This window comes from Pseudomonas sp. PS01300, assembly GCF_029960155.1.
Lineage (GTDB): Bacteria > Pseudomonadota > Gammaproteobacteria > Pseudomonadales > Pseudomonadaceae > Aquipseudomonas > Aquipseudomonas palmensis.
Map to the genome: position 1 here is coordinate 1 of NZ_JASCPN010000083.1, position 19,223 is coordinate 19,223.

Here is a 19,223-nt window from a genome sequence, read left to right on the forward strand (position 1 = left end):
TTCGGGACGAAGTGACAGCATCGCGGGTCAAGCCCGCTCCCACAAGGCACACCGCCATCCTTGTGGGAGCGGGCTTGACCCGCGAGAGGCCGGCGCCGACCTATACCAGTACCTTGGTCATGGGCACACACGCCAGGTCGATGCCCCGGGGTGAGTGATAGAGCGCTGTCGCTTCGCCCACATAACCACACTGTCGATAGAAGGCTGCTGCGTTCAGCGTGGCGTCCAGGTTCACCTGCGCCAGCCCCAGGTTGCGCGCCAGCGCCTCAAGAAACGCCAGCATCTGTTTGCCCAGGCCTTGCTGCATGTACCCCGGCAACACGAAGATCGCCCCGATTTCACGGGCATTCACATCCAGCATGCCGGTTGCCACCGGCTCACCTTCGATGCACCCCATGTAGAAGTGACTGGCCATGAGGCTGGCGTAGCCATCCTCGGCCGTGCCCGCCGTCCAGGCCAGCATCTGTTCTGCCGGGTAGGCCCCGATGCAGTGATGACGGACTGCCTCCCGACGTATGTCGTAGGCCACCTGGGCATCGGCGCTTGTAGCGGGTCTGATGGTGAGCATTTCACAGTCCATTGGTTCAGGAGGAGGTTGCGGTGGCACTGGCAGTATCGCTGCGGTGGCAGTTCAGGCACCAGACCACGCCACCGACCAGCAGCGCAATAGCAACCAGCTCCAGCGCACCGGGCAGCCGCTGTTCCCACAAAAAGCCGAACAGCAGCGCCGCCAGGGTTTCCACCACCAGCACCTGGCCGCTGAGCGCCAGCGGCAGCAGCCGGCTGGCCTGGTTCCAGAAGGCGCCGCCGACCACCGACGATAGCAGCGCCACGCCCGCGGCCACCAGCACGAAGTGAACCCAGGTTGCCGCGCCATGGGCCGCCACTTCAGGGCCCAGCACCGGAATCGCCAGCACCAGCGCCTGTGCGCCGGTCATCAGGCCCGTGAGCAAGGCCCAGTCGTGGGAGGACACGCCGCCGACCAGGGCCAGCCGACGGGCATTGGCCACCGCGTACCAGCTCCAGCTCACCAGCGCGCCCACGGCGCACAGCAGGCCGGCTATCACCTGGCCGCTGCTGGTGCGGGTGTCGGCGCCGCTGTGCAACGCATCGAGGCTGATCAGGGCCACGCCGGCCATCGCCAGCGTCAGCGAGGGGATCAGCCGCCGCACAGGCACCGCGTTGGCGTCATGGCGCCCCGCCAGGGTCACCAGCACCGGGATCAGACCGACGATCAACGAGGTGGTGGCGATGCCGACCAGTTGCACGCCGCTGCCCACCAGCGAGTAGTACAACAGGTTGCCCACCAGGCTCAGCCAGAACAGCGAGACCCAGTCGGCACGGGTGAGCTGCGCGCATACCCGGTGCAGGCGCGGCATCAGCAGCACCAGCGAAAACAGCCCGTAACACAGGAACCGCAGTACCGCGAACTGCACCCCGCTCAACCCTGGGGTGAGTTCGGGGCCCAGGAAGATCACGCCCCAGCACACCCCGGCCGCCACGCCGTAGCCAAGCCCCTTTACCAACGAACGATCAGCGAACATCGCACCACCCCTGCCGTGAAAGGTGCCCAGCATGCGGGTTTTGCCAGTGGTGGTATTGGCGCCGACTGCGGGTTTTTTTACCCAGGCTGTTGCTGGCGCCTGCGGTAGGCGGCGGGAGTGATGCCGCCCACCCGCTGCATGGCGCGGGTAAGGGCGGCCTGGTCGCTGAAGCCGCTGCGCAGGGCGATCTCGGCAATCGGCAGGTGGCTGTCGCCCAGCCAGCGCTGCGCCTGCTCGATCCGTACGCGGGTCAGCCAGCCCTGCGGGGTGCAGTCATGCAGCTCGCGAAAGCGCTGATGCAGCTGGCTGAGGCTCATGCCCGCGACATGGGCCATGCGCTCGTTGCTCCAGGCGGCGGCTGGTCGGGCGTGTACCTGGGCAATCAGGCGGTTGAGGCCGGGGTTCGGCTGCACCGGCAGGGCGGCCAGCGACGCCAGCAGCAAGGGCGCCAGGTGCGTTGCAGTGGCCGCCAGCTGGTCACGGCCGATGAGCTCGGCATATTCGATCAGGCGCCGGGTGGCGGGCGGGATGGCGACGTAGGTGCGTTGCGCCAGCGCCGTGAACGGCTGGCCGTGCAGTGCATCGGGGGCACAGTCGAGCACCAGGAAGCGACTGCCGGGCTGCGCCAGCTGCGCGTGCTGCGAACCGGGTCGCACCAGCGCCGCCAGGGCATTGTCGATGCTGCCGCCACGGCCATCCACGTCGATTTCCATGCGCCCGCAGATGGGCAGCACCAGTTGCGTGAAGTCATGCTGGTGATGAGCGCTTTCAGCCTGATAGCTGCGAATATCGAGGTTCAAGACCAATGGTGCACTCCTGGCGTCAGACGTCGGCATGGCCGCCGTGCGCACAGGCTATCCTCGACCCTCTGAACATTCAATCGCACGTGCGCGCCCCAGCCGACAGCCGGCTGTTCGAGATGATCGCACAGTGCCACAATGCGGCTTACCAGCGCTTCACCATAGCGGGCATAGCCAATGGATCATCCCTTTTCGCACCCTGATGCCACTGTGGCGCAACTGGCCCGTACCGACCGTTTGCAGTTGCTGTTCCGTCAGTCGCTGACCGCGGTATACGGCAGCTTTCTTGGCGCAGTGATGCTGTGCTGGCTGTGCTGGGACTACATCGAGCACAACGTCGCGTTGAGCTGGATCGGCGTGCTGAGCGTGGCGACCCTGTCGCGCATCGTGCTGTTCACCGCTTACTACCGCAGCCCCGAGACCAGCCATACCCCGTCGCGCTGGGAACGCAGATACTGGGTCACCCTGGTGTTCAGTGCCGGCGTGTGGGGCCTGGGGGCGCTGGCGGTGATGCCGCACGACAGCCTGCTGGCCCAGGCGATCGTGCTGTTGTTCGCCGTGGGCATGTCGGGCAGCGCGGTGTCCTGCTATTACGCCTACCGCTCGATGACCCTGGCCGCCATCGGCCTGGTGCTGCTGCCCTGCACGCTGTGGCTGCTGTTTCAGCCCTCGCAGTTGCAGACCGGCATGGCCCTGGCGGTGCTGGTGTTTTCCTCGTTCATGCTGCGTGCCACCGGCAAGCTCTGCGCGGCGCTGGAGAAGGCGTTATGCCTGACTCACGAGATGGAACGCGCGCACCACATCGCCAGCAGCGCGGCGCAAACCGATGAGCTGACCGGCCTGAAGAACCGCCGGGCGTTCTTCGAACATGCCCAGCAGTTGTACTCCCACAGCCAGCGCGAGCAGCGCCCGCTGTGCGCATTGATGCTGGACATCGATCACTTCAAGCGCATCAACGACACCTACGGTCATCAGGTCGGCGACGAGGTGCTGCGCCAGATCGGCGGGGTGATCAAGGCCTCGTTCCGCGACACCGACGTGTACGGTCGGCTGGGCGGGGAGGAGTTCGCGGTGCTGCTGGCCGACACCCCGATGGACACGGCGCTGGGCATCGCCGAACAGTTGGCGCAAGCCATCGCCCAATTGCAGTTCGTGCACCACAGCGATGGTCGCCAGGGCATGACGGCCAGCTTCGGCGTGGCGGTGGCCAGTGCGGCGCACAGCGACCTGCACACCCTGCTCAACAGCGCCGACCAGGCGATGTACCGTGCCAAGGCCCAGGGGCGCAATCAGGTGGTGGCGGCCGACTGACCGCCTGTGCACTGCAACTGAACGTTCGGCCACGCCCGGCACTCACTAGAGCTGAGTGACCCAGAGGACAATGCCATGTCGGTTGACCGCAATACGCCTGAACTCAAAGCCTGGTATGCCGTGCTGGACGATCAGAGTTACCGGCTGGAGTCGCCGGATGCCTACCACCAGGCCCTGGTCAGCCTGGCCCAGGCGCTGCTGGACGACGGTGCCATCGAATGGGACGACTGGCTGGCGCTCAAGGCCATGGCCGACGAGGCGAACACGCACGCCATCGAAGCGGCCGTGGAGGCCAAGGTCGACGACCCGGATACCTGATCGCCAGGGAGGTGCGGATGAAAACGCTGAAGATCGCCACATTCAACATCAACGGCCTGCGGGCGCGGCTGCCCAACCTGCTGGCCTGGCTGGAGCGGGAACAGCCCGACATCGCCTGCCTGCAGGAGCTCAAGGCGGTAGACAGCGCGTTCCCTGTGGCTGACTTCGAAGCCCTCGGCTATGGCTGCCTGCACCATGGCCAGGCGTCGTGGAACGGCGTGGCGATTCTGGCCCGTGACGCGCAACCGCTGGAGGTGCGCCGCGGCTTGCCGGGAAGCGAGGACGATACGCAAAGCCGGTATCTGGAAGCGGCGGTGCTGGGCATTCAGGTCGGCTGCCTGTACCTGCCCAATGGCAACCCGCAACCGGGGCCCAAGTTCGACTACAAGCTGGCCTGGTTCGAACGCCTGATCACCCACGCCCAGGGCCTGGTGAACAGCGAGCACCCGGTGCTGCTGGCCGGCGACTTCAATGTGGTGCCCACCGACCTGGATATCTACAACCCGCGCTCCTGGCTCAAGGACGCGCTGCTGCAGCCCGAAAGCCGCGAATGCTACCAGCGCCTGCTGGCCCAGGGCTGGACGGATGCTATCCGCCACCTGTACCCGGACGAGCGGGTGTACACCTTCTGGGACTATTTTCGCCAGCACTGGCAGAAGAACTCGGGGCTGCGCATCGACCACCTGCTGCTCAACCCGCCGCTGGCCAGGCGCCTGAAAAACGCCGGGGTCGACGCCTGGGTGCGCAACGAAGCGCATGCCAGCGACCATGCACCCACCTGGATCGAACTCAAGGCCGCTCGATGAGCCCCTTGTTACGCATCGGCTGTGCCGGCTGGAGCCTGCCGCGCGCGTACTGGCCGGCGTTCGCCGAGCAGGGCACGCACCTGCAGCGGTATGCGTCGCGCCTGCCGGCCGTGGAAATCAACAGCTCGTTCTACCGCCCGCACCAGCCCGCCACCTATGCGCGCTGGGCTCAGGCGGTACCGCCAGGCTTCGCATTCTCGGTCAAGGTGCCCAAGCAGATCACCCATGTGCAACGCCTGCATGACTGCGCCGGGTTGCTGGATGCGTTTGTGCAGCAGTGCACGCAGCTGGGCGAGCGCCTGGGATGCCTGCTGGTGCAGACCCCGCCATCGCTGGCCTGCGAGCCGCAGGTGGCGCAGGCGTTCTTCGGTGCACTGCGTGAGCGCTACGCCGGCGCCGTGGCGTTCGAGCCGCGCCATGCCTCCTGGGCCGACGCCGGGGCGCTGCTCGAACGCTGGCGCATTGCCCAGGTGGGGGCCGACCCCAGCCCCATCGGTGCCGTGCAGCCAGGTGGCTGGGCCGGCTTGCGCTATTGGCGCCTGCACGGCTCGCCACGCCTCTATCACAGCGCCTATGGGCACGAACGCCTGGCACTGCTGGCCCAGGACATACGCCAGGCCCTGGAGGCCGGCGTGGAGTGCTGGTGCATCTTCGACAACACCGCCAGCGGCGCTGCGGTAGGCGATGCACTGGGCCTGCTGCAACTGCTGGAGGACACATAAGGCAATTTGCTGGCCCCGGCGCCTTTTCATCCTTGGCAAACTCGCCGCCTTTCAACGGGTTAGGATGACTTCATGCGAGGTTTCGTGATGACCGTGGCCGTGTGCGCACTGGCCACCTTCTCGCTGGCGACGCACGCCAAGGCGCTGAACAAGAATGACCGCTTCGTGTGCAGCTGGGGTTCGGAGATTGCCGCCGGCGCGCAGCAGTCCAAGCTGTCCGGGGTCACGCTGTATGCCGCGCGCAAGCGCCTGCAATCGCGCAAGTTCCCCAAGCCGTGGATGCGCATGACGGCCATGGGCATTACCGAACAGACCTACAACAGCCGCTCGCGGCTCAAGCCGCCAGCCATCAAGCAGACCTACTACGAACAGTGCGCGCGCCATGCCATGGCGCAGCGCTAGGCGCCGAGCAGGCGCTCGATCCGGGCCAGTTCCCAGGTGCTGAGCAGGTAGACCGGGTCGGTGCCGTAGCGCAGGCCAGGCTCGTACACCCGGCCATCCGGGCTCTGGCAGCGCTGGCAGTGGTGCAGGTGGCCGTGTTCGACATCCAGGCTCAACTGCCAGCCGTCGATCTGCACCTGCATCACGCCACTGGCCGGTTGCGCCTGCATGCACTGCAGGCTGGCCAGCCCCAGGGCGGCGTCACGTAGCTGCTGGCACACCTCGCGGGCGGTGAGGGTGTGGTCAGTGGGCGCGTTCATCCATACCTCCCGGAAAAAAGCGTCACTTTATGCGGTGGCGCCGGCGATGTCTTCGCCTGCCTGAGTCGCGCTATAGTCGCCGGCTTGTCGAAGCCCAATGAACGAGGTGTGGTGTGAGAGTGCTGATCGTGCTGTTGCTGGGCCTGATGCCCATCGTTGCCCAGGCGCTTGAGGTGGGCGAGCGCGTGGCCCCGTGGACCCTGCTCGACCAGTTCGAGCAGCCGTATACCCTCAACGACGACACTGCCCTGGTGCTGGTGGCGCGCAGCATGGAGGGTGGCAAGCTGGTCAAGGCGGTGCTGGAGGGGCAGCCCAAGGGCTACCTGGAGGCGCGCAAGGGTGTGTTTGTCGCCGACGTGCAGCGCATGCCGGCGCTGATCGCCAAGCTGTTCGCCATCCCGGCCATGCGCGACTACAGCTACCGCGTGCTGCTGGACCGCGAGGGGCGGGTGGCCTCGCGTTACCCGGGCGCCGAGGGCACGGTGCTGTTGCTGCAACTGGAGCACGGGCGCGTGACGGCCAAGCAGGAATTGGCCGATGCACAGGCACTGCGCGAGGCGCTGGCCGAGGTGAAGGCGCGTTGAAGATCCCCGCTGAGTTCATCGTTCACGAAACCGCGCACTGGGATCGCGGGCCAAGCCCGCTACCACAGAAGCAGCGCAAACCTGTGGGAGCGGGCTTGACCCGCGATCGGGTGCGCAGCACCAGCAGGCAACTACGCCCCTCACTTCACCGGATGCGCCGCCACCGCCACCTTCAACGCCTCGGTCACCAGCTCGATCAGCACCGGCCTGGCACTGGCCTGCATGGCCTTGCCGATGTCTGGCTGCTTGCTCATCACCTTGTCGGCATACTTGGATTCGCGACCTTCGCTGGCCAGTGACGCCAGCTCCTTCGCCGAAAACGACTGGCTGTAGGCCTCGACCAGGTGCTGGTCCCACTGCGGCTGGTACTTGGGCAGCAACCCCTTGATGGCCGCCGTCACGCTCTTTTCCGCTTGCTGGCTGCCGACCTGCGCAGTCAGCAGGCCGTAGGTGTTGGTGCGCATGGCCGCCGACAGCGCAATCGGCCCCAGGTTGGCCCCGGCCTGGCTCTTGACCACGAACTCGCGCGCCGCCTCTGCGGCCGGTGCCTTGGCATAGGCAGTGCCACCCAGTCCGCTCAACGCCAGCAGGGCAAGCAGGGTATACAGAACTTTCATGATCACTCCGTTCTCGACAATCCGAATCTACTGCGCCAGATGCTCCAGCGCGATGCCCGGCCGCTCCACATGGCGGTATCCGGTCTGGCCGGCCACCGGCACGGGCACGCCCGGTTGCGGGGCCCTGGCCTGGGTACGATAACCCAGCGGGCTGGTGCCCAGCTCTTTCTGAAACACCCGGCGCATGCGTTCTTCGCGGCCGAAGCCGACGGTTTCGGCAATGCGCTTGATCGGCTCGCGGGTGGTCTCCAGCAGGCGGCACGCCGCTTCAAGGCGCAATGTTTCCACCGCCTGGGCCGGCGTGTCACCCGTGGCCGCCACATAGGCCCGGGCAAAATGCCGCGGGCTCATGCCGAACTGCTCGGCCAGGCGCTCCACCCGCAGGTCGCCATCCAGGTTGGCGGCGATCCAGGCATGCAGCCGGGCCAGGCGCACATCCGGTGCGGTGCGCAGCGCGTTGGACTGTGCCTGCAACGAGGCACTGAGTTGCGGTTGCCCGGCCGAGCGCCACAGAAACACCGTGAAGTAGCGTGCCAGCGCCAGGGCCGCGTGGGGGCCGAGGTCCTGCTCCACCAGTGCCAGCGCCAGGTCGATGCCCGCCGTGGCGCCGCCGCAGGTCCACAGGTTGGCGTCGTTCAGGTACAGCGCGTCGGGCTGGCACTGCACGCTGGGGTAGCGCGCCTGCAACTCGTCATTGAACTTCCAGTGGGTCACCACCCGACGGCCATCGAGCAGGCCCGCAGCCGCCAGCGCGAAGGTGCCCGTGCCCACCGAGCACAGCCGGCGAATCTGCCCATGGCGCCGGCGCAGCCAGTCGCACGCGCGCGGGTCTGCTTCCAGTGCGGCCACCCCAGGGCCGCCGGCCACGATCAGGGTGTCGATGTCGCGCAGCTCCAGGTCCAACTGCGCCAGTGAACGGGTCATCACCTCGATGCCCGACACCGTGCTGATCAGGCCGCCCTCGGGCGAGGCCAGTACCAGGCGATAGGGCGGGTGCTGTGCGAACGCGCCGGCCAGCAGGCGCGGCACGGCGCCGAACACCTCCAGCGGGCCGGCCGCATTGAGCAGCAACGCATCGTCGAAACCCAGCACCACCACCGCGCGGGGCGCGGGTGGCGTGGCAGCAAAGGAGGGGTGTTTGGCATGGAGTTGCACGGGGGGCCTCGACATACTGGGTTCAACACGAAACAGGGGGACGACAATGCCGTTATTCGCTGCTGCTGCCAAGCACCTGCACGCCCGCCGCACCACCTTGCGCGCCGTGGCGCTGTGCGCCGGCATGGTGCTGGCCCAGGCCGTCAGCGCCGCACCTGCCGCGCTGCGGGTCGGCGACCAGAGCGGGCTGGTACAAACCCTGCTGCAGGCCGCCGGGGAGGCCCAGACTCCTACCTTGCCCCTGAGCTGGCACCCGTTCCCGGCCGGCCCGGCCTTGCTCGAGGCGCTGAGTGCCGGGGCGGTGGATGTGGGGGTGGTGGGCAATGCGCCGCCGGTGTTTGCCCAGGCCGGTGGTTTCGACATCCGTATCATCGGCGTGGCCGACGGCGCCCAGAACAACAATGCGCTGCTGCTGCCACAAGGCTCGACGGTGCAACAGGTGGCCGACCTCAAGGGCCGGCGCGTGGCGGTGGCCAAGGGCTCCAGCGGCCACTACCTGCTGCTGGCCGCGCTGCGCCAGGCCGGGCTGAGCCCCCGCGAGGTGAAGATCGCCTATGCCAGCCCCATCGATGCGCAAAACGCCTTTGCCAGTGACCATCTGGACGCCTGGGCGGTGTGGTACCCCTTTGTCGGGCAGGCCACCGCCCACGGCGCCCGGGTGCTGGTGGACGGCTCGGCCTGGCCCGAGACCGGCCTTAACTTCACGGTCGCCAGCGGCCAGGCCCTGGCCGACCCGCAGCGTGCTCGACAGCTGGGCGAGCTGATGGTGCGCCTGGCCAGGGCGCAGGCCTGGGCCACCGCCCACCCGGATGCCTGGGCCCAGGCGCTGGCAGGCAGCACGCGCCTGCCCCTTGAGCTGGTGCGCGAGATGCTGGCGCACCAGCACCTGCGCTATGTGGCCATCGACCCTTCGATCATCGCCATGCAGCAACGCCTGGCCGATGCCTTCGCCGCCGAGCGCCTGATCCCAAAACCGCTGCAGGTTGAACAGGTATTCGATAGTCGTTTCAACAGCTTGCTGCCACAACCTGACTAAACACTTCAACTCGACCTGCCATGCCGACCTGCCGTCGGCAGGGCACCACTCACCCGGAGAAACCTCATGACTGCCCTGCGCACCCCGACCCTCAAACGCCACAGGACCGGCCTGGTTGCCGTGGACCACGCCCGCAGCGCCGGGGGTTATACCCTGTTCGCACCGCAGACCGCCGACGGCAACGTGTTCCTGATCGACCTGGACGGCGAAGTGGTACACCGCTGGAAGCTGCCCCAGCGCCCCGGTCGCGACGCGGTGATACTGCCCAACGGCAACCTGGGCTACAACGGCAACCACCCCGACTCCCCCGAGCTGTTCCCAGGCTGGTCGGTGTGGCACGGCGGCGCCTTCAGTGAAGTCACCGCGCAAGGCGAGGTGGTGTGGCAGCACACCGACCTGCTGCACCACCACGATGCCCAGTGGCTGGACAACGGCCACCTGCTGTACACCACGGTCGAGCCCCTGAGCCCCGAGCTGGCCAGCCGCGTGGTGGGCGGTATTCCCGGCAGCGAGGCGGCGGGCGGGGTGATCTATGCCGACGTGGTCAAGGAGGTGGATCGCCAGGGCCAGGTGGTGTGGGAGTGGCGCAGCTGGGAGCACCTGCGCCCCGAGGACTACCCGCTGCACGACACCTTCGAGCGCTACCACTGGCCCATGACCAACGCGGTGACCCCGGGTCGCGATGGCAAGGTGATCCTCAGCCTGCGCAGCGTGTCGTCGGTGATCGCCGTGCAGCGCGGCAGCGGCGAGGTGCTGTGGCGTCTGGGCCACGATCTGGTGGCGCAGCAGCATTGCCCGAGCGAGCTGGAGAACGGCCGCATCCTGGTGTTCGACAACGGTATTTCGCGGCCCCACGTGTCGATGCCGCACTCGCGCATCCTGGAGATCGACCCGCTGACCCGGCGCATCGAATGGCAGTACGCCGATACCCCCGGCTACGCTTTCTTCACCCCGTTCATGGGCGGTGCGCAACGCCTGCACAACGGCAACACGCTGATCACCGAGGCCAACTTCGGCCGCCTGTTCGAAGTGACGCCGGCCGGCGAGGTGGTGTGGGAGTACATCAACCCGCATTTTGCCGCCTACCCCGATGCGGCCTCGCGCCGCTACCTGCCGGGCGAGAACAACGCGATCTTCCGCGCGCACCGTTACCAGCGCGACGACATTCCCTGGCTGAAAGCCTGAACACCGCGCACCAGCACCCACCCTCACGCTCACGCACACCACGCGCAGCGAGGTACCGCCATACCCCCAAAGGAATCGATGATGAAGCTGCCTTATCCACGCCCCCTGTGCCTGGCCGCACTGGGCCTGCTGTCACTGCCTGCGTCAGCCACTGAACCTACCCCCACCGACGCCCCGACCCTTGCCCCGGTGACGGTCGAGGCGCGCCGGCGCAGCGAAGAGGCGCAGCACGTGCCCACCCCCCTGAGCGTGCTGGGCGCCCAGGCCCTGGAGGCCCAGCGCCTGTATCGCCTGCAGGACCTGCAACAGGCCATGCCCAGCGTCAACGTGGCGTTCATGAACCCGCGCCAGTCGAGCCTGTCGATTCGCGGGCTGGGCAACAACCCGGCCAGTGACGGCCTGGAGGGCAGCGCCGGGATCTACCTCGACAACGTCTACCTGGGCCGCCCCGGCATGGCCGTGTTCGACCTGCTGGACATCGAGCAGATCGCCTTGCTGCGCGGCCCGCAAGGCACCCTGTTCGGCAAGAACACCACGGCCGGGGTGCTCAACATCGCCACCCGCCAGCCCACCTTCACCCCGCAGGGCAACGTGTCGACGTCGCTGGGCGAGGACGGCTACCGGCAGGTGCAGGGCGGTGTGTCGGGGCCGTTGACCGACACGCTGGCCGGGCGGGTGGCGGCCTACCGCACCGACGAGAACGGCTACGTGGAGAACCGGTTCGACGGCGACACCCTGGGCGGCGGCCGACGCCAGGGCTTTCGCGGGCAGTTGCTGTTCAGGCCGCAGGAAGACTTCAGCCTGCGCTGGATCGGCGACTACAACGAGGAGCACTCCAGCGCCGGCACGCGCTCGCTGTTCAGCACCGGGCCGACCATCAACGGGGTCAACCGCTATGAACAGCGGGCCCAGGCGGTGGGCGCGACGCTGGTCGACGGGCGCAGGGTCAACCTCGATGCCGACCAGCGTGTCACGGTGTTCCAGGGCGGCACCTCGCTGGAGGCGAACTGGGGGCTGGCCGGTGGCTTCACGCTGACGTCGATCAGCGCCTACCGCTGGTGGGACTTCACCCCGCGCAACGACGACGAACTGAACGTGGACGTGATGCACAACGTCGGCCAGTCGGCCCGCGACAAGCAGTATTCGCAAGAGCTGCGCCTGGCCTCGCCGCTGGGTGAGCGGTTCGATTACGTGGTGGGCGGCTATTACTTCGGCCAGCAGATGCGAAACCGCGTGTTCACCGAATACGGGCCGCTGGCCGACACCTGGAACGGCACCCCGCAGGGCGCATTGAACGATGTGAACAGCGTGGGCCACGGCAGCATCGACACCGACAGTTTCGCCACCTTTGCCCAGGGCACCTGGCACCTGACCCCGCGCCTGGACCTGAGCCTGGGCCTGCGCGGTACCTACGAGCGCAAGCAGGCCAGGGTGACGCGCGATGCCCCGGTGGGCGGCGCGAGCGTGACGGGTGCGGCGGCAGCGGTAAGGCAGGGGCGTGTCGGCGCCTATGATTCTGGCGACCTCAGCCTCTACAGCTTCAGCCCGTCGGCGCTGGCCAGCCTGGCCTGGCGGGTGAACGACCAGGTACTGGCGTATGGCTCGTTGTCCCACGGGGAGAAGTCCGGCGGGGTCAACCTCAGCGTGGCCAGCGCCCCGGTGGCCGGCGCCGACTCGCTGCTGATCGGCAGCGAACGGGCCAACGACGCCGAACTGGGCATCAAGACCACCCTGCTGGACCAGCGCCTGCAACTCAATGCCAACCTGTTCTGGACGATTGTGCACGGCTACCAGACCAACGCCTACGACGACGCCAACCTCACCAGCTACCTGACCAACGCCGGCAGCGTGCGCAGCCGTGGCCTTGAGCTGGACAGTACCTGGCGGGTGAGCCGTGGCCTGACGCTGAGCCTGAACGGCTCGTGGAACGATGTGCGCTACCTGTCCTACGACAACGCCCCATGCCCGGCGGAGGTGGCCTTGCGCCCCGGGGCCCCGGCCGCCTGCGACCTCAGCGGGCATAACGTGGTGGGCGCGGCCAAATGGATTGCCAACACCAGCGCCAGCTACCAGTGGGACCTGGACAACGGCCTGCAACCCTACGTGAACGGCAACTACGCCTGGCGCTCGCAGGCGGTGGGCACGGTGGACGATTCGCGCCTGGCGCAGTTGCCGGGGTATGCGCTGGTCAACCTGTCGGCGGGGGTGCGCGGCGACTGGGGCCAGGGCCAGTGGGACGTGTCGCTGTGGCTGAAGAACGCCTTCGACAAGACCTACTACACCACCCTGTGGAACTCGCCCAACGGCGCCTACACCGGGGTGCTGGGTACGCCGCGCACCCTGGGCATGAGTGCACGCTACGACTTCTGAGGCGTGGGCTTCAGGAGTGCGCCTGCACCACCCAGCGTACCTTCGCCAGCGCCGCGCGCAGCGTGTCCAGGTCCACCGAGCCCAGCGCCAGCCTGAGTGCACGCGGCACGTGACTGGTGGTGGCGAACGGCTGCGCGGTGGACACCGCCACCTGTTCGCGCATCAGGGCGGCGGCGATCTGTTCGGCGCGGGCGTCATCGGCCAGCGGTAGCCACAGAAAGTACGAAGTGGGGTGGGTGACGCAGGGCATGCCCGCCAGTACTTCGCGGGCGATGGCCTGCCTGGCCTGGGCATCGGCGCGCTTCTCGGCTTCCAGGCGCTCCACCGTGCCGTCCTCGATCCAGGCGCAGGCAATGGCGGTCATCACCCCGGGGGTGTTCCAGGTGGTGGCGCGAATGGAGCGCTCCAGCGCGGCAACCTGGTGCGGCGGGGCGGCAATGAAGCCCACGCGCAGGCCGGTGGCGACGTTCTTCGACAGGCCTGACACGTACAGCGTGCGCTCCGGTGCCAGCTGGGCCAGGGGCGGCGGCGCGTCGTCGGCCAGGAAGGCGTAGGCGGCGTCCTCGATCAGGTGCAGGTTGTGGGTGCGGGCAATCGACACCAGTTGTTCGCGCTGCTCCTGGCTCATCACCCAGCCCAGCGGGTTGTGCAGCGTGGGCATGCTGTACACCGCGCGTACCGGGCGGCTGCGGCACAGCCGCTGCAGGGCGCCGAGGTCCGGCCCGTGGGGCGTGACCGGAATCGGTAGCATCTCGAGGCGCAACGCCTCGGCCAGCACCTTGAACCCGGAGTAGGTGAGGGCGTCGACCGCGATCACGTCGCCGGGCTGCAGCAGGGCCATCAGCACCACGGCCAACCCGTGCTGGGCGCCGCTGACGATCAGTACCTGCTCTGGATTCACCTCTAGCCCGCAACCGAGCAGGTGCCGGGCGATGCAGGCGCGTTCATGGGCGCGCCCGGCATGGGGCTGGTAGCGCAGCAGCGCCTCCAGGTCGCCGCTCAGTGCCAGCTGGCGCAAGCCGCTGCGCAGCAGGTCGGCCTGGCCGGGCAATGCCGGGTAGTTGAAGTTCAGGTCGGCCATGCCGGCGGCCACCACCTGCTGGTCGACGCCCAGGTCGGGCGGCAGCGAGGTTTCGCGCACGAAGGTGCCGCGCCCGGTCTCGCCGCTCACCAGGCCCATCTGCTCGAGTTCGGCATATACCCGTGACGCGGTGACCAGGGCCAGGCCATGGGTCGCGGCCAGGTGACGGTGGGTGGGCAGGCGGGTGCCAGGGGCGAGCCTGCCGTCACGAATGTCGGCGGCAAAGGTGTCGACCAGGGCCTTGTAGCGCGAGCGAGGCATGTGCAGATGTATCCATGACGATTTTTTGATTGTGCTGATCGTCGGCCCTAGCATGGTTTTTGGCAAGCGTGCCCTTACCCCTGCAACCTGTCGAGCGTGACTTCAATGGAACAGACTCTCAAACCTCGTACCCTGGACGACACCACCCGTGGCTGGATCAACGGCCTGATCGGCGTGGTGATTTTCAGCGGCTCCTTGCCGGCCACGCGCCTGGCGGTGCTGGAATTCGACCCGGTGTTCCTCACCGTGGCGCGTGCCGCCATTGCCGGTGTACTGGCGCTGGCCTTGCTGATGCTGCTCAGGCAACCGCGCCCGACCCGGGCTCAGGTAATGCCCTTGATCGTGGTGTCGCTTGGGGTGGTGGTGGGGTTTCCGCTGCTGACCGCGCTGGCCCTGCAGTACGTGACCTCGGCGCATTCGATCGTGTTCATCGGCATGCTGCCGCTGGCCACCGCGGTGTTTGGCGTGCTGCGCGGGGGCGAGCGCCCGCGCCCGGTGTTCTGGCTGTTTTCGGTGCTGGGGTGCTTGATGGTGGTGGGCTTTGCGTTGTCGCAGGGCTTGGCGGCGTCGCCCCAGGGTGACCTGCTGATGCTGCTGGCGGTGGTGGTGTGCGGCCTGGGTTATGCCGAGGGGGCGCGGTTGTCGCGGGCGCTGGGCGGTTGGCAGGTGATCTGCTGGGCGCTGCTGGTGTCGTTGCCGGTGATGCTGGTGCTGACCTGGTACCTGGCGCCGTCGACGTTCGCGGGTATCAGCCTGCCGGCGTGGGTGAGCCTGGGGTATGTGTCGCTGTTCAGCATGCTGATCGGTTTCGTGTTCTGGTACCGCGGCCTGGCCCAGGGCGGGATTGCGGCGGTGGGGCAGTTGCAGCTGCTGCAGCCGTTCTTTGGCCTGGCCTTGGCGGCGGGGTTGCTGGGCGAGCAGGTCAGCCCGGGGATGCTGGGGGTGACGGTGGGGGTGATCCTGTGTGTGGCGGGGGCGAGGCGGTGGGCGCGGTAGACGGTTGCGCCCAGCCTGGGCTTTTGAGCCGAACTCATCTGATCCGCTTTTTGCCTCGCTAGCTGCATCTGTTTCCAGATCAGAAGGGGGCAGACAATGTGGCCTTCGACAGCCGCACCCCCTCAGTTAGGAGCTCCCATGGGCAAGATGGCAATTTTTGTATTCGGCTTTCTGGTATTGGCCTTCGCAATCGGAGCACTGGGTACCATCTCCCCCCTGTAACCCCCGCCACACCCCGCACAAAACCAGGAAGGCGCCGAGACTCCCGCGCCTTCTTTTCTATTCTGCCACCAAGCCCTTGTTCACCCGCCACGCCAGCGGCAGCGTGAGCAGCAGCGTGGCCGCCAGCACCACCACCGCCGTGGGCACCCCGGTAACGTCCCCCAGCCGCCCGAACACCACCGGTGCCAGCGCGCCGCCACCGATGGTGCCGGTGTAGAACAGCGCGAAGGCCTGCTCGTGCTTGCCGGCAGCCGCCAGCTCCGGCACCACGCCATACAGCACCGACGAGGTGCCGTTCAGCGCCAGGCCCAGCAACGGCAGCATCACCAGCGTGGCCGAATACGGCAGCACCACCGCCAGCACGATCAACAGTGCAGTCCCCGCTTCGGTGAGCGAGACGGTTTTCAGCAGGCCGATGCGTGCGCCCAGGTAGCCGCACAGCAGCTTGCCGAAGGCCCCGCCCACGAACAGCAGCGTCAGCGCCAGGCCGATACCGGCGGTGCCGGCGCCCTTGAGCCTGAGCAGAAACGGCAGGAAGGTCAGAAACCCCATGCGCACCGCGCTGTCGAGCATGCCCAGCATCAGCAGGGCACGCAGGCCGCCCGGCGAGCCGTTTCCGGTGGCCAGCTTCGGCGCCTTGCCGCCCGCCGCCAGGGCCTGGGCCCGGGAGGGGATCAGCCACCACAGCAACACCGCCGCAGCCACACCCAGCACGCCCAGCAGCGTTGCACCGGTACGCCAGCTGACGGCCACCAGCAGCACGCCCATCAGGCCCGGAATGACCGCCTTGCCGATATCGCCCGCGAAGTTGTAGTGCGACAGCGCCTGCTTGACCCCGCCGCCCGCCGCGTGGCTGTCGGTGATCATCGAGGAGGCCAGCGGGTGCTGGGTACTGGCGCCCAGCCCGCCCAGCATCAGCGCCACCAGCAGCACACCCAGGCCGGTGGCCTGGCCGGCGACCAGGTAGGCCACGCCGGCCAGCAGCGTGCCGCCCACCAGCAGGCGCTCGCGGCCAAAGCGCCGGGCCGCGCGGCTGGCCAGCAGCTGAAAGCCGGCCATCATTCCGGAATAGGCCCCGCGCAACAGGCCCACCTGGGCCAGGCTGAGGCCGAACTGCGCCTGCCACAGCGGCAGCAGCACGTAGATCACGTCGGTGAGCCCGTCGTGCACCGCGTGGGCGCTGCAGCCGGCCAGCAGCGAGCGGCGGCGCACCGAGGTTTCGGTGGTGACGGTGGCGTTACGGGGTACCGTTTCTTCCATGGATGACAAACCCTTCGCGTTCGGTCAGACGCTCGTAGTATGCCCGAACCGCTGCAAAATCCGGATGCTCCAGCGGGGTTTCGAACCAGCGATTGACCGACAGGCCGATGGCGATGTCCGCCAGTGAAAAGTCCTGGCCACTGACGTAGGCGCCGGTCGATTCGAGCTGGCGGTCGAGGATCTGCAGGTTGGTGGTCCACTGCCTGCATGCCGCCGCCAGTGCCTCGGGGTCCTGATGGTCGGGGGAATGGCGCACCAGCGACAGGAAGGGGTAGGTCCAGGACTTGTTGAGGTCGGTGGCCTGCCAGTCCATCCACTGGTCCACCCGTGCGCGCACCCGGGGCTCGGCGGGGTAGAGGTGCTGCCCGTGGTACTGGTTGGCCAGGTAGCGCAGGATGCTGTTGGACTCCCACAGCACGAAGTCGCCGTCCTTGATCACCGGCACCATGGCGTTGGGGTTGAGGGCCAGGAACTGCGGGCTGAAGGTGGACCTGAAGCCCGAGCCCCAGTCCTCGCGCTCGAAGGCGATACCCAGCTCGGTGCAGGCCCATAGCACCTTGCGTACATTGATGGAGGAAGCTTTGCCGAGTATCTGCAGCATGGGAGGCCCTTGTGGTTCGGTAGGGGAGTGAGGCGCGTCAGGCGCCGGTGGTGTCGTCGAGCGAGGCCATGTCGATCACGAAGCGGTAGCGCACATCGGAGCGCTGCATGCGTTCGAACGCCTCGTTGATCTGGTCCATGCGGATCATTTCACACTCCGGCAGAATGTTCTTCTTCGCGCAGAAGTCGAGCATCTCCTGGGTTTGCGCAATCCCGCCAATCGGCGAGCCGGCCAGGCGCCGCCGGCCGAGGATGAACGGCACGGTCAGTTGTTCGTCGATCGGCCCCACCTGGCCGACGATCACCAGGGTGCCGTCCACGTCCAGCAGCGACATGTAGGGCGACACGTCATGGCGCACCGGCACCGTGTCGATGATCAGGTCGAAGCTGGAGCGCGCGGCGGCCATGGCCTTGGCGTCGGACGACACCAGCAGCTTGTCGGCGCCCAGCGCCCGCGCATCATCGAGTTTGTCGGGGGTGCGGCTGAGCACCGTGACGTCGGCACCCAGGCCCGCCGCCAGCTTCACGGCCATGTGCCCCAGCCCGCCCAGGCCGATGACCGCGACGCGGCTGCCGGGCCCGGCATTCCAGGTGCGCAGCGGCGAGTAGGTGGTGATGCCGGCGCACAGCAGCGGCGCGGCCTTGGCCAGGTCCAGGCCGTCGGGCACGCGCAGCACGAACTCCTCGCGCACTACAAGGTGCTTGGAATAGCCGCCGTAGGTGGGTTCGCGGGTGATGCGGTCCAGGCTGTTGTAGGTTTGCGTGTTGTTCTCGCGGCACAGCTGTTCCTCGCCCTTGCGGCACTGGTCGCACTGCTGGCAGGAGTCGACCATGCAGCCCACCGCCACGGCGTCACCGACCTTGTAGCGGGTGACCTGGCTGCCCACCTCGGTCACGCGCCCGACGATCTCGTGGCCTGGCACGATCGGGTAGCGGCTGAAACCCCAGTCGTCGCGGGCCTGGTGCAGGTCGGAGTGGCATACGCCGCAGTACAGGATCTGCATCGCCACGTCGTTGGGGCGCAGGGCGCGGCGTTCGAACTTGAAGGGTGCCAGCGGTGCTTCGCGGTGCTGCGCTGCATAGCCAATGGTGTACATGTTCACCTCTCGTCACGCTCGGGAATGGGGACCAGGGTTTCAATATAGCCAGCATGGCGGGCTTCGGTGGGCGGGTAGGGATATTGGCGGGAACTCTTGGCCTGGGGGGCCTATCCTAATGAATGTAGGTTCCCCCCCATCACGGAGGCATCGTCATGCGCCGTTTACTGCTGGTTTCTTCCCTTGTGCTCTGCCTGCCTTTGGGCACGGCCCTGGCCCGTGTGGATGGTCGCGATGTCGCCACCTCCGCCGGGGTTTCCGCCTCGTTGTACTCGACCTTCAAGGACGACAAGCTGGTGATTCCGGCGCGCGATGATGCTTCGACGTTCATCGCCAGCGGCGGCGAAATTCGCGGTGTGTACCTGGAGTCGATGCTGCAGCGTATCCGTCAGCAGAACCCTGGGTTGCAGGCCAGTGACGAAGACCTGGCCAAGGCGATACTGACCCAGGATGAGCTGGGGGCGGGGCAGTAAGGCGCCGCAGGCAAGGTGAGCCCATCGCGGGTCAAGCCCGCTCCCACAGGGATCTTCATGGCCTTTGTGGGAGCGGGCTTGACC

Annotated in this window: 21 protein-coding genes; 11 read left to right on the top strand and 10 right to left on the bottom strand. The window is 67.5% G+C overall.

The features are described 5' to 3' along the window. Positions 1-100: 100 nt before the first annotated feature. The 3 genes from QMX96_RS24570 to QMX96_RS24580 all read right to left on the bottom strand — a co-directional run bounded on the left by QMX96_RS24570 (position 101) and on the right by QMX96_RS24580 (position 2,350). Complete coding sequence (locus QMX96_RS24570; RefSeq protein ID WP_058540690.1) at positions 101-568, bottom strand: GNAT family N-acetyltransferase; 468 nt, start codon at positions 566-568, stop codon at positions 101-103. 16 nt (positions 569-584) lie between these two features. Further along, positions 585-1,544, bottom strand: coding sequence for a DMT family transporter (locus tag QMX96_RS24575; protein WP_282362611.1), 960 nt, complete (start codon positions 1,542-1,544; stop codon positions 585-587). Positions 1,545-1,621: 77 nt separating this feature from the next. Beyond that, a complete protein-coding gene (locus tag QMX96_RS24580) occupies positions 1,622-2,350 on the bottom strand; it encodes an AraC family transcriptional regulator (protein ID WP_043860496.1) in 729 nt (242 codons plus the stop codon). A gap of 171 nt (positions 2,351-2,521) precedes the next feature. Here QMX96_RS24580 and QMX96_RS24585 point away from each other — a divergent pair, with 171 nt between their 5' ends. The 5 genes from QMX96_RS24585 to QMX96_RS24605 all read left to right on the top strand — a co-directional run bounded on the left by QMX96_RS24585 (position 2,522) and on the right by QMX96_RS24605 (position 5,903). Continuing rightward, positions 2,522-3,655 (top strand): diguanylate cyclase, encoded by a 1,134-nt coding sequence (locus QMX96_RS24585; RefSeq protein WP_043860497.1) that lies wholly within the window; start codon positions 2,522-2,524, stop codon positions 3,653-3,655. 75 nt (positions 3,656-3,730) lie between these two features. Then, the gene (locus tag QMX96_RS24590) at positions 3,731-3,973 is read left to right on the top strand and encodes a hypothetical protein (RefSeq protein ID WP_054915353.1); all 243 of its coding nucleotides are present in this window, start codon (positions 3,731-3,733) and stop codon (positions 3,971-3,973) included. A 17-nt stretch (positions 3,974-3,990) separates the two neighbouring features. Then, on the top strand, positions 3,991-4,779 hold the full coding sequence (gene xth, locus QMX96_RS24595) for an exodeoxyribonuclease III (RefSeq protein ID WP_282362612.1): 789 nt from the start codon (positions 3,991-3,993) through the stop codon (positions 4,777-4,779). Then, positions 4,776-5,501 carry a DUF72 domain-containing protein gene (locus QMX96_RS24600; protein ID WP_088515363.1) on the top strand — a complete coding sequence of 242 codons (726 nt, stop codon included), beginning with the start codon at positions 4,776-4,778 and terminating at the stop codon, positions 5,499-5,501. The genes xth and QMX96_RS24600 overlap by 4 nt, the downstream gene beginning before the upstream one ends. 72 nt (positions 5,502-5,573) lie before the next feature. Further along, positions 5,574-5,903: a hypothetical protein gene (locus tag QMX96_RS24605; protein ID WP_043860501.1), complete on the top strand. Its 330-nt coding sequence runs from the start codon at positions 5,574-5,576 to the stop codon at positions 5,901-5,903. On the opposite strand, the gene QMX96_RS24610 is transcribed toward QMX96_RS24605, so the two are convergent. Continuing rightward, on the bottom strand, positions 5,900-6,202 hold the full coding sequence (locus tag QMX96_RS24610; RefSeq protein WP_258659014.1) for a hypothetical protein: 303 nt from the start codon (positions 6,200-6,202) through the stop codon (positions 5,900-5,902). The genes QMX96_RS24605 and QMX96_RS24610 overlap by 4 nt on opposite strands. Positions 6,203-6,315: 113 nt before the next feature. Between QMX96_RS24610 and QMX96_RS24615 the strand changes: the two genes are divergently transcribed. Beyond that, positions 6,316-6,786, top strand: a complete 471-nt coding sequence (locus QMX96_RS24615; protein ID WP_054915351.1) for a hypothetical protein — start codon at positions 6,316-6,318, stop codon at positions 6,784-6,786. 140 nt (positions 6,787-6,926) lie between these two features. Here QMX96_RS24615 and QMX96_RS24620 read toward each other — a convergent pair whose 3' ends face one another. After that, positions 6,927-7,403, bottom strand: coding sequence for a hypothetical protein (locus QMX96_RS24620; RefSeq protein ID WP_043860504.1), 477 nt, complete (start codon positions 7,401-7,403; stop codon positions 6,927-6,929). A gap of 27 nt (positions 7,404-7,430) precedes the next feature. Next, positions 7,431-8,558: a helix-turn-helix domain-containing protein gene (locus tag QMX96_RS24625; RefSeq protein ID WP_236171670.1), complete on the bottom strand. Its 1,128-nt coding sequence runs from the start codon at positions 8,556-8,558 to the stop codon at positions 7,431-7,433. Positions 8,559-8,604: 46 nt separating this feature from the next. On the opposite strand from QMX96_RS24625, the gene QMX96_RS24630 reads away from it, so the two are divergent. From QMX96_RS24630 to QMX96_RS24640, 3 genes are all read left to right on the top strand, one after another. Beyond that, positions 8,605-9,594 (top strand): ABC transporter substrate-binding protein, encoded by a 990-nt coding sequence (locus QMX96_RS24630; protein WP_282362613.1) that lies wholly within the window; start codon positions 8,605-8,607, stop codon positions 9,592-9,594. A 66-nt stretch (positions 9,595-9,660) separates the two neighbouring features. Further along, positions 9,661-10,779 carry an aryl-sulfate sulfotransferase gene (locus QMX96_RS24635; protein WP_282362614.1) on the top strand — a complete coding sequence of 373 codons (1,119 nt, stop codon included), beginning with the start codon at positions 9,661-9,663 and terminating at the stop codon, positions 10,777-10,779. 81 nt (positions 10,780-10,860) lie between these two features. Beyond that, a complete protein-coding gene (locus tag QMX96_RS24640; RefSeq protein WP_282362615.1) occupies positions 10,861-13,149 on the top strand; it encodes a TonB-dependent receptor in 2,289 nt (762 codons plus the stop codon). 10 nt (positions 13,150-13,159) lie between these two features. Here the strand turns inward: QMX96_RS24640 and QMX96_RS24645 are convergent, their stop codons facing one another. Beyond that, the gene (locus QMX96_RS24645) at positions 13,160-14,491 is read right to left on the bottom strand and encodes a PLP-dependent aminotransferase family protein (RefSeq protein WP_282362616.1); all 1,332 of its coding nucleotides are present in this window, start codon (positions 14,489-14,491) and stop codon (positions 13,160-13,162) included. Positions 14,492-14,596: 105 nt separating this feature from the next. Between QMX96_RS24645 and QMX96_RS24650 the strand changes: the two genes are divergently transcribed. After that, complete coding sequence (locus QMX96_RS24650; RefSeq protein ID WP_253087006.1) at positions 14,597-15,487, top strand: DMT family transporter; 891 nt, start codon at positions 14,597-14,599, stop codon at positions 15,485-15,487. 279 nt (positions 15,488-15,766) lie between these two features. Here the strand turns inward: QMX96_RS24650 and QMX96_RS24655 are convergent, their stop codons facing one another. Genes QMX96_RS24655 through QMX96_RS24665 form a run of 3 tightly spaced genes read right to left on the bottom strand, consistent with a single transcriptional unit; the run spans position 15,767 to position 18,666 of the window. Continuing rightward, entirely contained in the window at positions 15,767-16,969 is a 1,203-nt protein-coding gene (locus QMX96_RS24655) for an MFS transporter (RefSeq protein WP_078480128.1), read from the bottom strand. Further along, positions 16,947-17,570 carry a glutathione S-transferase gene (locus QMX96_RS24660; RefSeq protein ID WP_043860541.1) on the bottom strand — a complete coding sequence of 208 codons (624 nt, stop codon included), beginning with the start codon at positions 17,568-17,570 and terminating at the stop codon, positions 16,947-16,949. Before QMX96_RS24660 ends, QMX96_RS24655 begins: the two co-directional genes overlap by 23 nt. Positions 17,571-17,607: 37 nt before the next feature. Then, a complete protein-coding gene (locus QMX96_RS24665) occupies positions 17,608-18,666 on the bottom strand; it encodes an NAD(P)-dependent alcohol dehydrogenase (protein ID WP_058540721.1) in 1,059 nt (352 codons plus the stop codon). A 155-nt stretch (positions 18,667-18,821) separates the two neighbouring features. Here QMX96_RS24665 and QMX96_RS24670 point away from each other — a divergent pair, with 155 nt between their 5' ends. Further along, the gene (locus QMX96_RS24670) at positions 18,822-19,139 is read left to right on the top strand and encodes a DUF2388 domain-containing protein (RefSeq protein WP_043860539.1); all 318 of its coding nucleotides are present in this window, start codon (positions 18,822-18,824) and stop codon (positions 19,137-19,139) included. Positions 19,140-19,223 lie beyond the last annotated feature (84 nt).

Excerpts from the sequence above, each read along its gene's own strand:
- QMX96_RS24645 (WP_282362616.1), bottom strand. The coding sequence starts at position 14,491 with ATGCCTCGCTCGCGCTACAAGGCCCTGGTCGACACCTTTGCCGCCGAC.
- QMX96_RS24650 (WP_253087006.1), top strand. The coding sequence starts at position 14,597 with ATGGAACAGACTCTCAAACCTCGTACCCTGGACGACACCACCCGTGGC.
- QMX96_RS24570 (WP_058540690.1), bottom strand. The coding sequence starts at position 568 with ATGCTCACCATCAGACCCGCTACAAGCGCCGATGCCCAGGTGGCCTAC.
- QMX96_RS24590 (WP_054915353.1), top strand. The coding sequence starts at position 3,731 with ATGTCGGTTGACCGCAATACGCCTGAACTCAAAGCCTGGTATGCCGTG.
- QMX96_RS24620 (WP_043860504.1), bottom strand. The coding sequence starts at position 7,403 with ATGAAAGTTCTGTATACCCTGCTTGCCCTGCTGGCGTTGAGCGGACTG.
- QMX96_RS24655 (WP_078480128.1), bottom strand. The coding sequence starts at position 16,969 with ATGGAAGAAACGGTACCCCGTAACGCCACCGTCACCACCGAAACCTCG.
- QMX96_RS24585 (WP_043860497.1), top strand. The coding sequence starts at position 2,522 with ATGGATCATCCCTTTTCGCACCCTGATGCCACTGTGGCGCAACTGGCC.
- QMX96_RS24575 (WP_282362611.1), bottom strand. The coding sequence starts at position 1,544 with ATGTTCGCTGATCGTTCGTTGGTAAAGGGGCTTGGCTACGGCGTGGCG.
- QMX96_RS24605 (WP_043860501.1), top strand. The coding sequence starts at position 5,574 with ATGCGAGGTTTCGTGATGACCGTGGCCGTGTGCGCACTGGCCACCTTC.
- QMX96_RS24670 (WP_043860539.1), top strand. The coding sequence starts at position 18,822 with ATGCGCCGTTTACTGCTGGTTTCTTCCCTTGTGCTCTGCCTGCCTTTG.
- QMX96_RS24630 (WP_282362613.1), top strand. The coding sequence starts at position 8,605 with ATGCCGTTATTCGCTGCTGCTGCCAAGCACCTGCACGCCCGCCGCACC.
- QMX96_RS24660 (WP_043860541.1), bottom strand. The coding sequence starts at position 17,570 with ATGCTGCAGATACTCGGCAAAGCTTCCTCCATCAATGTACGCAAGGTG.
- xth (WP_282362612.1), top strand. The coding sequence starts at position 3,991 with ATGAAAACGCTGAAGATCGCCACATTCAACATCAACGGCCTGCGGGCG.
- QMX96_RS24610 (WP_258659014.1), bottom strand. The coding sequence starts at position 6,202 with ATGAACGCGCCCACTGACCACACCCTCACCGCCCGCGAGGTGTGCCAG.
- QMX96_RS24640 (WP_282362615.1), top strand. The coding sequence starts at position 10,861 with ATGAAGCTGCCTTATCCACGCCCCCTGTGCCTGGCCGCACTGGGCCTG.
- QMX96_RS24635 (WP_282362614.1), top strand. The coding sequence starts at position 9,661 with ATGACTGCCCTGCGCACCCCGACCCTCAAACGCCACAGGACCGGCCTG.
- QMX96_RS24600 (WP_088515363.1), top strand. The coding sequence starts at position 4,776 with ATGAGCCCCTTGTTACGCATCGGCTGTGCCGGCTGGAGCCTGCCGCGC.
- QMX96_RS24665 (WP_058540721.1), bottom strand. The coding sequence starts at position 18,666 with ATGTACACCATTGGCTATGCAGCGCAGCACCGCGAAGCACCGCTGGCA.